The organism is Pseudomonas sp. S09G 359 (genome assembly GCF_002843605.1).
Taxonomy (GTDB): Bacteria; Pseudomonadota; Gammaproteobacteria; order Pseudomonadales; family Pseudomonadaceae; genus Aquipseudomonas.
Genome location: NZ_CP025263.1, coordinates 5,401,082 through 5,413,827, shown reverse-complemented (window position 1 = coordinate 5,413,827; position 12,746 = coordinate 5,401,082). Strand labels below are relative to the sequence as shown.

Annotated in this window: 14 protein-coding genes and 1 tRNA gene; all 15 read left to right on the top strand. The window is 59.2% G+C overall.

Features of this window, described 5'->3' with window-relative positions; genetic code table 11:
• Positions 1–41: 41 nt before the first annotated feature.
• The 15 genes from ruvC to nadA all read left to right on the top strand — a co-directional run bounded on the left by ruvC (position 42) and on the right by nadA (position 12,653).
• Positions 42–566 (top strand): crossover junction endodeoxyribonuclease RuvC, encoded by a 525-nt coding sequence (gene ruvC, locus CXQ82_RS24815; RefSeq protein WP_065908840.1) that lies wholly within the window; start codon positions 42–44, stop codon positions 564–566.
• Positions 567–634: 68 nt separating this feature from the next.
• A complete protein-coding gene (gene ruvA, locus CXQ82_RS24810; RefSeq protein ID WP_003175802.1) occupies positions 635–1,246 on the top strand; it encodes a Holliday junction branch migration protein RuvA in 612 nt (203 codons plus the stop codon).
• Positions 1,247–2,305 carry a Holliday junction branch migration DNA helicase RuvB gene (ruvB, locus tag CXQ82_RS24805; RefSeq protein WP_053257756.1) on the top strand — a complete coding sequence of 353 codons (1,059 nt, stop codon included), beginning with the start codon at positions 1,247–1,249 and terminating at the stop codon, positions 2,303–2,305. It begins immediately after the preceding gene.
• A gap of 139 nt (positions 2,306–2,444) precedes the next feature.
• The gene (gene ybgC / locus CXQ82_RS24800; protein ID WP_101272734.1) at positions 2,445–2,900 is read left to right on the top strand and encodes a tol-pal system-associated acyl-CoA thioesterase; all 456 of its coding nucleotides are present in this window, start codon (positions 2,445–2,447) and stop codon (positions 2,898–2,900) included.
• A gap of 1 nt (position 2,901) precedes the next feature.
• Positions 2,902–3,597 (top strand): protein TolQ, encoded by a 696-nt coding sequence (tolQ, locus tag CXQ82_RS24795; RefSeq protein ID WP_015885609.1) that lies wholly within the window; start codon positions 2,902–2,904, stop codon positions 3,595–3,597.
• Positions 3,598–3,620: 23 nt separating this feature from the next.
• Complete coding sequence (gene tolR / locus CXQ82_RS24790; protein ID WP_162276129.1) at positions 3,621–4,073, top strand: protein TolR; 453 nt, start codon at positions 3,621–3,623, stop codon at positions 4,071–4,073.
• Positions 4,073–5,146: a cell envelope integrity protein TolA gene (gene tolA, locus CXQ82_RS24785; RefSeq protein ID WP_101272733.1), complete on the top strand. Its 1,074-nt coding sequence runs from the start codon at positions 4,073–4,075 to the stop codon at positions 5,144–5,146. Before tolR ends, tolA begins: the two co-directional genes overlap by 1 nt.
• Before the next feature lie 17 nt (positions 5,147–5,163).
• Positions 5,164–6,444, top strand: a complete 1,281-nt coding sequence (tolB, locus tag CXQ82_RS24780; RefSeq protein ID WP_043293513.1) for a Tol-Pal system beta propeller repeat protein TolB — start codon at positions 5,164–5,166, stop codon at positions 6,442–6,444.
• A gap of 55 nt (positions 6,445–6,499) precedes the next feature.
• A complete protein-coding gene (pal, locus tag CXQ82_RS24775; protein ID WP_101272732.1) occupies positions 6,500–7,000 on the top strand; it encodes a peptidoglycan-associated lipoprotein Pal in 501 nt (166 codons plus the stop codon).
• Positions 7,001–7,006: 6 nt separating this feature from the next.
• Positions 7,007–7,834, top strand: coding sequence for a tol-pal system protein YbgF (gene ybgF, locus CXQ82_RS24770; RefSeq protein ID WP_101272731.1), 828 nt, complete (start codon positions 7,007–7,009; stop codon positions 7,832–7,834).
• A 164-nt stretch (positions 7,835–7,998) separates the two neighbouring features.
• The gene (queE, locus tag CXQ82_RS24765) at positions 7,999–8,646 is read left to right on the top strand and encodes a 7-carboxy-7-deazaguanine synthase QueE (RefSeq protein ID WP_101272730.1); all 648 of its coding nucleotides are present in this window, start codon (positions 7,999–8,001) and stop codon (positions 8,644–8,646) included.
• Positions 8,647–8,662: 16 nt separating this feature from the next.
• On the top strand, positions 8,663–9,337 hold the full coding sequence (queC, locus tag CXQ82_RS24760; protein ID WP_163034557.1) for a 7-cyano-7-deazaguanine synthase QueC: 675 nt from the start codon (positions 8,663–8,665) through the stop codon (positions 9,335–9,337).
• Between the two features lie 63 nt (positions 9,338–9,400).
• Positions 9,401–9,476, top strand: a tRNA-Lys gene (locus CXQ82_RS24755).
• Positions 9,477–9,797: 321 nt separating this feature from the next.
• On the top strand, positions 9,798–11,372 hold the full coding sequence (locus CXQ82_RS24750) for a lactate dehydrogenase (protein WP_241150919.1): 1,575 nt from the start codon (positions 9,798–9,800) through the stop codon (positions 11,370–11,372).
• A 222-nt stretch (positions 11,373–11,594) separates the two neighbouring features.
• Positions 11,595–12,653, top strand: a complete 1,059-nt coding sequence (gene nadA / locus CXQ82_RS24745) for a quinolinate synthase NadA (protein WP_101272728.1) — start codon at positions 11,595–11,597, stop codon at positions 12,651–12,653.
• The last annotated feature ends 93 nt before the right edge of the window (positions 12,654–12,746 follow it).

Sequence of the window (12,746 nt, the reverse complement as noted above, 5' to 3'; positions counted from 1 at the left end):
CCCACATTGGGTCTATGTGTATCCAAAAAACCGCAGGCGTTATGACTTTAATCCTAGGTATCGACCCCGGTTCGCGCATCACCGGTTTTGGCGTGGTGCAACAGACCCCGCGCGGCTGCATCTACGTCGCCTCGGGCTGTATCCGCACCGGTGCGGGCGAGTTGGCCGAGCGCCTGCAGATCGTCTATCGCGGCGTACGTGAAGTCATCCAGACCTATGGTCCGGTCACCATGGGCATCGAAAAAGTGTTCATGGCGAAGAATGCCGACTCCGCATTGAAGCTCGGCCAGGCCCGCGGTGCTGCTATTGTGGCCGGCGCGGAGGAGGGCATGGAAATCGCCGAATACACCGCGACCCAGGTCAAACAGGCCGTGGTCGGCACCGGTGCGGCGAATAAAGAGCAGGTGCAGATGATGGTCATGCACATGCTCAAGCTCACCGCAAAACCGCAGATCGACGCCTCCGACGCCCTGGCCATCGCCATTTGCCACGCGCACACCCGTTCCAGCCTGTTGCCCCACGGCCTTGGCACTGCACGCAGTCGTGGCGGGCGCCTGCGTCTCTGATAGCATCAGCGCAATCGTTATTTCCGGTCAGGCCATGATCTGACCCCCAAGCTTTAAGGATCTGAACCGTGATTGGACGCTTGCGCGGCACCCTGGCTGAGAAACAGCCGCCGCACCTGATTCTGGATGTAAACGGGTTGGGGTATGAGCTGGAAGTGCCCATGACCACCCTCTATCGCCTACCGTCGGTCGGCGAGCCGATAACCTTGCACACACACTTGGTGGTGCGCGAAGACGCACAATTGCTCTATGGTTTCATCGGCAAGCGTGACCGGGATTTCTTCCGCGAGCTGATTCGCCTGAACGGTGTGGGCCCCAAGCTGGCCCTGGCGCTGATGTCGAGCCTGGAAGTCGATGAGCTGGTGCGCGCGGTATCCGCCCAAGACACCTCGGCGCTGACCAAGGTGCCTGGCGTGGGCAAGAAAACCGCTGAGCGCCTGCTGGTGGAACTCAAGGACCGTTTCAAGGCCTGGGAAGTGGTACCGAGCATGTTTGCCCTGGTGCCGAACCAGCCGGATATGCCGGCGGGCCAGGTCGCCAGCGCCGAAAGCGATGCTGTCAGCGCGCTGATCTCCCTGGGCTACAAGCCGCAGGAAGCCAGCAAGGCCGTATCGGCCATCAAGGACAAGAATTTGAGCAGCGAAGACATGATCCGCCGAGCCCTGAAGGGAATGATTTAAGTGATTGAAGCTGATCGTCTGATCGCGGCCACCGGCCCGCGCGACCGTGAAGAAGTCCAGGACCGGGCTATCCGCCCCCTGAGCCTGGCCGAGTACATCGGCCAGCCCACCGTGCGCGAGCAGATGGAACTGTTTATCCAGGCTGCGCGCGGGCGCAATGAGTCGCTGGACCACACCCTGATCTTCGGTCCGCCGGGGCTGGGCAAGACCACCCTGGCCAACATCATTGCCCAGGAAATGGGCGTGTCGATCAAGTCCACCTCCGGCCCGGTGCTGGAGCGGCCGGGTGACCTGGCGGCGCTGCTGACCAATCTTGAGCCGCATGACGTGCTGTTTATCGACGAGATCCACCGGCTGTCGCCGATCGTCGAGGAAGTGCTGTACCCGGCGATGGAGGATTTCCAGCTCGACATCATGATCGGCGAGGGCCCGGCGGCCCGCTCGATCAAGCTCGACCTGCCACCGTTCACCCTGGTTGGCGCGACCACGCGCGCGGGTATGTTGACCAACCCGTTGCGAGACCGTTTCGGCATTGTTCAACGTCTAGAGTTCTATAGCACCGCCGACTTGGCGACCATCGTCAGTCGTTCGGCGAGCATTCTTGGCTTGCCCCTGGACCCTGAAGGCGCGTTTGAAATTGCCCGCCGGGCCCGCGGTACGCCACGCATCGCCAACCGTTTGCTGCGCCGCGTGCGCGACTTCGCCGAAGTGCGGGCCAAGGGGCATATCACCAAGGCCGTGGCCGACCTGGCGTTGAACCTGCTGGATGTGGATGAGCATGGCTTCGATCACCAGGATCGGCGGCTACTCTTGACCATGATCGAGAAATTCGACGGTGGCCCGGTGGGCGTCGACAGCCTGGCCGCGGCCATCAGCGAGGAGCGCCACACCATTGAGGATGTGTTGGAGCCGTACCTGATCCAGCAGGGCTACATCATGCGTACGCCAAGGGGGCGGGTGGTGACGCGGCATGCCTACCTGCACTTCGGGTTAAACATTCCGTCACGATTGGGTGAGATGCCCGTGGTAGACGAATTCCTCGATGCAGTGGACGATTAAAAGCAGTTAGTTCGTCGATTTATTCGAGGATTGTGCTGTCCTAGTGGCTGGCGTCGTCATTCAGTCATTAGAAATGTTTCAGCATAAGAAAAAACAGTTGCCCAGCCGGATTGGCAACCTGAGGAGTAAGCACTAGAGTATGCGCGCGCAAAATGGGGATCCGTCGTTCGCACATCGCTGTCGCGTTTATTACGAGGACACCGATGCGGGCGGCATCGTGTATTACGTCAATTACCTCAAGTTCATGGAGCGGGCTCGAACCGAGCGGCTACGGGAGCTGGGCTTTGCCCAATCCTCGCTGGCAGGGGAGGACCTGTTGTTTGTCGTGCATTCCAGCGAGGCTCGGTATCACGCGCCGGCGCGATTGGACGATGAGCTGCTGGTCAGTGCTGAAGTAATCGAATTGAACCGTGCCAGCCTGCGATTCAAGCAGCAGGTCAGGCGGGCAACGGATGCAACGCTGCTCTGTGAGGGGCAGTTCCTGGTGGCGTGTGTGCGCACCAACAGTTTGAAACCTCGGGCCATTCCCGAAACTCTACGTGCGGCCTTTGCCGCCGTGAGCGGCGCGGGTAAACAATCAAAGCAGGAGATTTAGCGTGGAACCTACCGTCGTCGACCATTCCTCCATGTGGAGCCTGGTCAGCAATGCCAGTGTTGTGGTTCAACTGGTCATGCTGACCCTGGTAGCCGCATCGGTTACCTCTTGGGTCATGATTTTTCAGCGCAGCAACCTGCTGCGCGCCGGTCGACGTGCCCTGGAGAGCTTTGAAGAGCGCTTCTGGTCGGGTATCGACCTGTCCAAGCTGTACCGCCAGGCCGGCAGCAACCCAGACCCGGATTCGGGCGTCGAGCAGATCTTCCGCGCCGGCTTCAAGGAATTCTCCCGCCTGCGCCAGCAGCCAGGTGTTGACCCGGAAGCGGTGATGGAAGGCGTGGCCCGTGCCATGCGCGTTGCCATCTCCCGCGAAGAAGAGAAACTGGAGCAGAGCCTGCCGTTCCTCGCCACCGTGGGTTCCGTCAGCCCGTATATCGGCCTGTTCGGTACCGTGTGGGGGATCATGAACTCCTTCCGTGGCCTGGCCCAGGCGCAGCAAGCGACCCTGGCCACCGTGGCCCCGGGTATCGCCGAAGCCCTGATCGCCACCGCGATCGGCCTGTTTGCCGCTATCCCCGCAGTAATCGCCTACAACCGTTTTGCTGCAACCAGCGAAACGCTGATCGGCCGTTACTACACCTTCGCCGATGAATTCCAGGCGATCCTGCACCGTAAAGTGCACACCAGCGAAGAATAAGCAGGTAATTCCCAATGGCTTTAATCGCTCGAGCTCGCAAAAAGCGCAAGCCGGTCGCCGAGATGAACGTAGTGCCTTACATCGACGTGATGCTGGTGCTGCTGGTGATCTTCATGGTGACCGCGCCGATGCTCAACCAGGGTGTGAAGGTTGATCTGCCCAAGGTTTCCAGTGAAGCCTTGCCGCAGGACAACAACACCCAGGTGCTGACCATTTCGATCAAGTCTGACAAGACCTATTACTGGAACCTTGGCAGCGAAGTCGACACCCAGAAACAACAGGACAAGGCCTTGACCCTGCCGGCGATGACCGATGCGGTAACCAAGATCATTCGCTCCGGCAACGAAGGCGGCAAGCACACCCAGGTGTTCATCCGCGGCGACAAATCTGTCGACTATGGCTCTGTCATGGGCGCCATGGGCGGGCTGCAGAAGGCCGGCGTCGGTAACGTTGGCTTGATTACCGAGGCGCCCTGATGCAGCAACAGCGAGAGCCGTCCGCCTCGGAAAGCTTCTTCTGGCCTAGCGTCTGGGCAATTGCCCTGCACGTCCTGGTTTTTGGCATGCTGTTTGTCAGCTTTGCCATGACCCCGGACCTGCCGCCAGCCAAGCCGATCGTGCAGGCGACCCTGTATCAGCTGAAATCGAAAAGCCAGGCCACCACCCAGACCAATCAGAAGATTGCGGGTGAGGCCCAGAAGTCGGCTGCGCGCCAGACTGAAGTCGAGCAGATGGAACAGAAGAAGGTCGAGCAGGAAGCGGTGAAGGCTGCTGCGGAACAAAAGAAAGAAGAGGCGGCTCAAAAGGCCGAGGAATCGAAAAAGGCTGACGAAGCGAAGAAGGCCGACGAGGCGAAAAAGGCTGATGAAGCCAAGAAAGCCGAGAAAGCTGCCGACGCCAAAAAGGCCGAAGAGAAACAATTGGCTGATATAGCCAAGAAGAAAGCCGAAGACGAAGCGAAGAAAGCTGCCGAAGAAGAGGCCAAGAAACAGGCCGCTGAAGACGCCAAGAAAAAGATTGTCGAAGACGCGAAGAAGAAAGCCGCCGAAGACGCCAAGAAAAAAGCTGAAGCAGACGAGGCGAAGAAGAAAATCGCCGACGACGCGAAGAAGAAAGCTGCCGCCGACGCCACCAAGAAAAAGGCCCAGGAAGCAGCGCGTAAATCCGCCGAAGAGAAAAAGGCCCAGGCCTTGGCAGATTTGCTCTCCGACACGCCGCAGCGTCAGCAAGCCTTGGCCGATGAACGTGGTGATGAAGTCGCGGGCAGTTTCGACGACCTGATTCGGGCACGGGCAGCAGAAGGCTGGACACGTCCACCTTCGGCACGCAAAGGCATGACAGTCGTATTGCAGATCGGCATGTTGCCGGACGGCACGGTGACTTCGGTCAGCGTGGCCAAGGGCAGTGGCGATGCTTCGTTTGACAGTTCAGCGGTTGCAGCGGTCAAGAACATTGGCCGGTTGACCGAGATGCAGGGAATGAAACCAAGCGACTTCGCTCCCTATCGTTCATTCAAGATGACATTCACACCTGAGGATCTAGCCTTGTGAGAAACCTTCTTCGAGGAATGCTTGTCGTTATTTGCTGTATGGCAGGGATAGCGGCGGCGGATGAAAAGAACATCCTGGTCACCAGCGGTAGCGATCGGGCCACCCCGATCGCGGTAGTACCGTTCGGCTGGCAGGGCGGCAGCGTGCTGCCGGACGACATGGCCCAGATCGTCAGCGATGACCTGCGCAACTCCGGTTACTACGCGCCGATTCCGAAAGGCAACATGATCAGCCAGCCTACCCAGGCCAGCGAAGTCATTTTCCGTGACTGGAAGGCAGTTGGCGCCCAGTACCTGATGGTCGGCAGCATCACGCCGGCCGGCGGTCGCCTGCAGATCCAGTACACGTTGTTCAACGTGGCCACCGAGCAGCAGGTTCTGACCGGCAGCGTATCGGGCACCGCCGAACAACTGCGCGACATGGCCCACTACATTTCGGACCAGTCGTTTGAAAAACTCACCGGTATCAAGGGTGCGTTCTCGACACGCCTGCTGTATGTAACGGCTGAGCGTTTCTCCGTAGACAACACTCGTTACACTTTGCAGCGCTCGGACTACGACGGTGCTCGCGCCGTGACCCTGCTGCAATCCCGTGAGCCAATCCTGTCGCCGCGCTTTGCGCCGGACGGCAAGCGTATTGCCTACGTGTCTTTCGAACAGAAGCGTCCGCGTATCTTCGTCCAGCACATTGACACTGGTCGTCGTGAGCAGATCACCAACTTTGAAGGCCTCAACGGTGCGCCGGCCTGGTCGCCGGATGGTTCGCGCCTGGCGTTCGTGCTGTCCAAGGACGGTAACCCGGATATCTACGTGATGAACATGGCCTCGCGCCAGATCAGCCGCGTAACCAGCGGCCCGGGCATCAACACCGAACCGTTCTGGGGTAAGGATGGTTCGACCATCTACTTCACCTCCGACCGTGGCGGCAAACCACAAATCTATAAAACGAGCGTAGGGGGTGGCGGTGCAGAACGCGTTACCTTTATTGGTAACTACAATGCCAATCCTAAGCTTTCGGCTGATGAAAAGACGTTGGTGATGATTCACCGTCAGGATGGTTTCACTAATTTCCGGGTTGCGGCCCAGGATTTGCAGCGTGGAACGGTAAAAATCCTCACAGATACCAACCTTGATGAGTCAGCTACTGTTGCGCCCAACGGCACCATGGTAATCTACGCCACCCGCCAGCAGGGCCGGGGAGTCTTGATGCTCGTGTCCATTAATGGACGCGTAAGGCTCCCGCTTCCTACCGCTCAAGGCGAAGTCAGAGAACCGTCCTGGTCCCCTTACCTGAACTGACGCGGCGCTACAAAAAGAAGTACTTAACACACTGGGGTTCATTAGGAGTTTCACGATGGAAATGCTGAAGTTTGGTAAGTTTGCTGCTCTGGCTCTGGCTCTGTCCGTAGCCGTTGGTTGCTCGTCTAAAGGCGGCGACAATGCCGGTGAAGGCGCAGCTGTTGATCCAAACGCTGGTTACGGCGCTAACACTGGTGCAGTTGACGGCTCCCTGAGCGAAGAAGCTGCTCTGCGCGCTATCACCACTTTCTACTTCGAATACGACAGTTCGGACCTGAAACCAGAAGCCATGCGCGCTCTGGACGTTCACGCGAAGGACCTGAAAGCTAACGGCGCTCGCGTTGTTCTGGAAGGTAACACCGACGAACGTGGTACTCGTGAGTACAACATGGCACTGGGCGAGCGTCGTGCGAAAGCCGTTCAGCGCTACCTGGTACTGCAAGGTGTTGCTCCTGCCCAACTGGAACTGGTTTCCTACGGTAAAGAGCGTCCAGTTGCTACTGGCCACGACGAGCAGTCCTGGGCTCAAAACCGTCGCGTCGAACTGCGTAAGTAATTCGTCATGCGAACGTGCCGTCGTGCTCTAACTGTATTGGCTCTCAGCTTCGCACCGCTTGCGGTGTGGGCTGCGGTTCCTGTGGAAGATAGCAATTCTGGCTATAACAATAGCGGGAGCAGCTATCCGCCGGCAGGTTATGGCACGAACGGCGCCTATGCTGGGGGGGCGGCAACTGCCGCTCCCTCGGCACAGGGCGAACTGTTCAACCAGCTGCAACGCATGCAGGATCAATTGTCGCAGCAACAAGGCACCATTGAAGTTCTGCAGAATCAAGTGAACCAGCTGAAGCAAGAAGGCCTGGAGCGATACCAGGATCTTGATCGACGTATAGGAGCCGGTGTTCCACCTGCCGCTACTCCTGATAATTCTTCTGCCGGTGGTGCGCCTAGCGCAGCCGCCGGTGGTGCAGCAGCAGGGGCCGCAGCGGCCCCTGCCGCCAGCAGCGAACCGGGCGATCCGGCCAAGGAGAAGCTGTATTACGATGCAGCCTTCGACCTGATCAAAGCCAAGGATTTCGATAAAGCCAGCCAGGCTTTTACCGCATTCCTGCGCAAATACCCGAACAGCCAGTACGCGGGCAATGCCCAATACTGGTTGGGTGAGGTCAACCTGGCCAAGGGTGACTTGCAGGGGGCCGGCCAGGCATTTGCCAAGGTCAGCCAGCTGTACCCCAAGCACGCCAAGGTGCCGGACTCGCTGTACAAACTTGCTGACGTAGAACGCCGCCTGGGTCATACCGACAAGGTAAAAGGCATTCTGCAGCAGGTTGTGGCCCAATATCCGGGGACTTCCGCAGCCCAGTTGGCTCAACGGGATCTGCAGCGCTTGTAAGCGATGCAGCCCGTTTAGAAGAAACCCGCGCCTGGCGCGGGTTTTTTCGTTAGAATCCACGCCCTTTTATGAAACACGCTTCTTGGGGCCTACGCGTTGGCGGGGTTGCTTGAAGTGCCTGACGGAGGCGGACAGCCTGTTTAGCTGTTACGCCCGTGGCGACTATGCAAGACACATTACGCATCACCGAAGTTTTTTACTCGTTACAGGGTGAAACGCGAACCGCTGGCCTGCCCACAGTCTTTGTGCGCCTGACCGGCTGCCCTTTGCGTTGCCAATACTGTGACAGCGCCTACGCCTTCAGTGGCGGCACGGTGCGCACCCTCGAAGACATTCTTGAACAGGTTGCCGGTTTTCGGCCGCGCTATGTCTGTGTGACGGGCGGCGAGCCCCTGGCGCAACCCAATGCCATCCCCTTGCTCAAGCAGCTGTGCGATGCCGGTTACGAGGTGTCCCTGGAAACCAGCGGCGCCCTGGATATCTCCGCGGTAGACCCGCGTGTGAGCCGAGTGGTCGACCTCAAGACCCCGGGCTCCAAGGAAGCGCATCGCAACCGCTACGAAAACATGGACCTGCTGACGGCCAACGACCAGGTCAAGTTCGTCATCTGTTCCCGTGACGACTACGACTGGGCCAATTCCAAGCTGATCCAATATGGCCTGGACCGTCGCGCGGGCGAGGTGCTGTACTCCCCAAGCCATCACGACTTGAACGCACGCGACCTGGCCGACTGGGTGGTGGCTGATAACCTGCCAGTGCGCCTGCAGTTGCAGCTGCATAAATACCTTTGGAACGACGAGCCAGGACGCTGAAATGACTGAACCAACGATTGACCAGAAACGCGCGGTAATCCTGCTGTCCGGTGGCCTCGACTCCGCCACCGTGGTGGCGATGGCGCAGGCTGAGGGCTACACCTGCTACACCATGAGTTTCGACTACGGCCAGCGCCATCGCGCCGAGCTGAACGCCGCTGCCCGCGTCGCGCGCGACATGGGCGTCGCCGAGCACAAGGTGATCGGCCTGAATCTCAACGGCATCGGCGGCTCGGCCCTGACCGACAGCAGCATTGATGTGCCCGAGGCACCGAGCGAAGGCATCCCGGTCACTTACGTACCGGCGCGCAACACGGTGTTTCTGTCGCTGGCCTTGGGTTGGGCAGAAGTGCTGAATGCCCGCGATATATTTATCGGCGTCAACGCGGTGGACTATTCCGGCTACCCGGACTGCCGGCCAGAGTTCGTCGAGTCGTTCGAACGCATGGCCAACCTGGCCACCAAGGCCGGTGTAGAAGGGCAGGGCTTCCGCATCCTGGCACCGCTGCAGAACCTCAGCAAAGCCGATATCGTGAAGGCTGGCGTAGGACTTGGCGTGGATTATTCGCTGACTGTTTCCTGCTATCAGGCAGACGATGACGGCCGTGCTTGCGGGAAATGCGACAGCTGCAGACTGCGTGCAGAAGGCTTCCAAGCGGCCGGAATTACTGACCCAACGCGTTATTTCTGATTTATTTCAAATAAGGTGTTGAATAATCCTTAGAAATCAGTATTATACGCGCCACCACACAGCGGGTCGTTAGCTCAGTTGGTAGAGCAGTTGGCTTTTAACCAATTGGTCGTAGGTTCGAATCCCACACGACCCACCATTTTTGGCGGTTTAGAAAATCCGGAAGGCCCACGCAAGTGAGGATTTCCGGGTTTTTTTTTGTCCATTGAAAACGTGAAAGGCCCCAGGCTCCTAAAGAGCCCGGGGCTTTTTTGCTTCCCCACCCGGTGGACAACCTGACCTACGACGCCAAGTATGAAAACAGCGTCAACGGGTTTGGCGGTTGAGTGACTTACCGCTTTTAACTTTCGCTGAATGGCAAAGAGTCAGATTAACGCCATGGCTCTTTGCTACTTTTTCCTGTCAATCCAAATGTGCCTTGGCTAAATTAGGCGTTGTTCATTTGAAGACAGGGATTGTCATGACCACGCTTTCGCCTATCAGCACTGCCAATACACTTGGCATCCGGCCTGCTGAAACGTCGCCCGTTACCCCGGTGCAGAACACCGATGTCAGCGTTGCCCGGCCCTCTTCGGTGGTCAGTTTGGGTAATGTGGTCTCCGATACCCTTGCCGATACCTATTCCCGCCGTGGGCAGTTACCCGGCCAGGACATCGTGCGTGCCTGGGAAAGTGATAGCCAAAACGCCCTCAGCCGGGCGATCAACACCAACTTCAATTCGCAGTCCACGGCCAACCGCCTCAATGGCCTGGGCGCCAGCTTGGTAGAACAATTCGCCAAGGGCGGTACGAACATTTCCCAGTCCGTGCTCTACGCGAGCGCCGACCGCGCGGAAAACGCCGGTGAGATCAAGACCGATCAAAGCCTGTTGCACAGCAAGGCCGATAATCTGGTCAGCCTGAGTATCAAGACCGCCAGCGGCAAGACCGTGACGTTCAGCCTGTCCAGCCAGAGCGATGGCCTGGGCGTGCAGGCCACGGTGGACGGCGGCGCGCTGACCGACGACGAACTCAAGGCCGTCGGGCAGTTGGGCAGTGCCTTCCAGGCGGCGGTGGATGGGCTGACGGCAGTACCGCCGAAGCTCGACCTGGGCAACCTGACCCGGTTCGATAGCAAGGTGTTGGCCTCGGTTGACCTCAACGCCAAGCTCAAGACCCTGCAGGGGCCCGACCTGACACTGGCCTACCATGCCGACAGCCAGAGCCGTACCACCCGCATGAGTGGCCCCAGCGGTGAGCTGAACCTGGCTGTCGACCTGAAAAACGCCGCGATACTGGGTAACGCCCAGCAACAGGCCAAGGCGCTGAAAACCTACTTGGCCCAATTTGATCGGGTGCAGGAGCGTGGCAACGCCAAGGCTGACCTGATGGCTATGTTCAAGGACGCCTTCAGCGCCATGAACAGCAACTACCCACAAGGCGCTGGCGTGCCTGAGGCGTTGACCCGCAACCCCACGGACCAGGGCCTGTTGACCGGCCTGGCGGACTTCAAGGCGTCGATCAAACAGGCGAGTGAGTCGTCCAACCCGATGCGTCCGTCTGAAGTCGACGGCTTTGCCTACAACGTGTCGCAAAAGACCCGCGTCGGTGGCAACAGCGCGTTGGATCGCAGTGTGACCCAAGAGCAGCAATCGAGCCTGTCGGCCAGTTTCCACAAGAGCCTCAACGGCGGGAAAAATCCGGCCTTGGGGCGCGACGTGGAATCGCAGAACTACCTCTACGTGCAAGTTGAGGACAAGGCCAGCAGCTCGGCCAACCTGGCGTACAAAGATGGCCTGCTGACCAACGCTGCGGTCTCCCAGGAAGCCAGCCAGAACACCCGTACGCAGAAGTACGTGATGGGCAAACTGGTGGACGAGACCTTCGTGCCCAAGGAAGCCTCGGCCAAGCGTGATTACCTGGTACTGCTGGAGTACGCGGCCAAGGAGAGCAAGAAGTCCAAGGATGCCCTGCAAGAGTCGACGTTGAAGGAGGCCCTGGAAAACCTGCAGGCGTCGGTGATGCTGCAGGAAGACCCTTCCGCGCTGTCACGCTGACAGCGTGCTAAAAACGGGAAACCCCTGGGCTGGGGTTTCCCGTTTTTTTGCCCGATTATCCAGCGGCCAGATTTGGCTTTTGAATCCATTCGATATTCTGTAGCCTTGCGCAGCTTCACCGTGCTTGATGAACACAATCACTTCGTCCGGCGGCGCCCGAAGGGCTCCAGAGCCGGTGGTACACTCGACTTTCGCGCAACTGCGCCTGCAGGTCTTGCGAACATGACGCAAATTTCCGAACGCCTATTGGTTCAAGCCCACCTCGACGCCAAGCAGCCCAAGGCCCTCAGCGCCGAAGAAGAGGCGAGCCTGCGTGCCGCCATCGCTGCCGAGCTCAAAGCCCAGGATGCGGTGCTGGTTGCCCACTTCTACTGCGACCCGGTGATTCAGGCCCTGGCCGAAGAAACCGGTGGCTGTGTCTCCGACTCCCTGGAAATGGCTCGTTTCGGCGCAGCCCATCCGGCCAAGACCGTACTGGTGGCCGGTGTACGTTTCATGGGCGAGACGGCGAAGATTCTCACGCCCGAAAAACGCATCCTGATGCCGACCCTGGAAGCCACGTGCTCCCTGGACCTTGGCTGTCCGGTGGAGGAGTTTTCGGCGTTCTGTGACCAGCATCCCGAGCGCACCGTGGTGGTTTATGCCAACACTTCGGCGGCGGTCAAGGCCCGGGCTGATTGGGTGGTGACTTCCAGCTGCGCGTTGGAGATTGTCGAAAGCCTGATGGATAACGGCGAGACGATTATCTGGGGCCCCGACAAACACCTGGGCACTTACATCCAGCGCCAGACCGGTGCCGACATGCTGTTGTGGGACGGTGCCTGCATCGTCCACGAAGAGTTCAAGTCCAAGCAGCTTGAAGACATGAAGGCGCTGTACCCGGATGCCGCGATCCTGGTGCACCCGGAATCGCCGACCGCCGTGATCGAGCTGGCGGACGCCGTGGGTTCTACCAGCCAACTGATCGCCGCGGCGCAGCGCTTGCCGAACAAGACCTTTATCGTGGCCACTGACCGCGGCATCTTCTACAAGATGCAGCAGCTGTGCCCGGACAAGGTCTTCGTCGAGGCGCCTACCGCCGGTAACGGCGCGGCATGCCGCAGTTGCGCGCACTGCCCGTGGATGGCGATGAATACGCTGGAGCGCACGCTGCAGTGCCTGCGTGAGGGCAGCAACGAGATCTTCGTCGAACCTTCGGTGATCCCCCACGCCGTGCGGCCGCTCAAGCGCATGCTGGATTTCACCCAGGCTGCGCGCCTCAAGTTGGCCGGCAACGCCTGACCTGAGGCGAACACGGTTAAAAATGTGGGAGGGGGCTTGCCCCCGATGGCAGTGTGTCAGCCAGCTTATTTTTAGCTGGCTCACCGCTATCGG

What these genes read in the sequence shown, in the direction of transcription:
- tolB (WP_043293513.1), top strand. Translation starts at nt 5,164, where the DNA reads ATGCTTGTCGTTATTTGCTGTATGGCAGGGATAGCGGCGGCGGATGAA.
- ruvC (WP_065908840.1), top strand. Translation starts at nt 42, where the DNA reads ATGACTTTAATCCTAGGTATCGACCCCGGTTCGCGCATCACCGGTTTT.
- ybgF (WP_101272731.1), top strand. Translation starts at nt 7,007, where the DNA reads ATGCGAACGTGCCGTCGTGCTCTAACTGTATTGGCTCTCAGCTTCGCA.
- pal (WP_101272732.1), top strand. Translation starts at nt 6,500, where the DNA reads ATGGAAATGCTGAAGTTTGGTAAGTTTGCTGCTCTGGCTCTGGCTCTG.
- nadA (WP_101272728.1), top strand. Translation starts at nt 11,595, where the DNA reads ATGACGCAAATTTCCGAACGCCTATTGGTTCAAGCCCACCTCGACGCC.
- CXQ82_RS24750 (WP_241150919.1), top strand. Translation starts at nt 9,798, where the DNA reads ATGACCACGCTTTCGCCTATCAGCACTGCCAATACACTTGGCATCCGG.
- tolA (WP_101272733.1), top strand. Translation starts at nt 4,073, where the DNA reads ATGCAGCAACAGCGAGAGCCGTCCGCCTCGGAAAGCTTCTTCTGGCCT.
- ybgC (WP_101272734.1), top strand. Translation starts at nt 2,445, where the DNA reads ATGCGCGCGCAAAATGGGGATCCGTCGTTCGCACATCGCTGTCGCGTT.
- queE (WP_101272730.1), top strand. Translation starts at nt 7,999, where the DNA reads ATGCAAGACACATTACGCATCACCGAAGTTTTTTACTCGTTACAGGGT.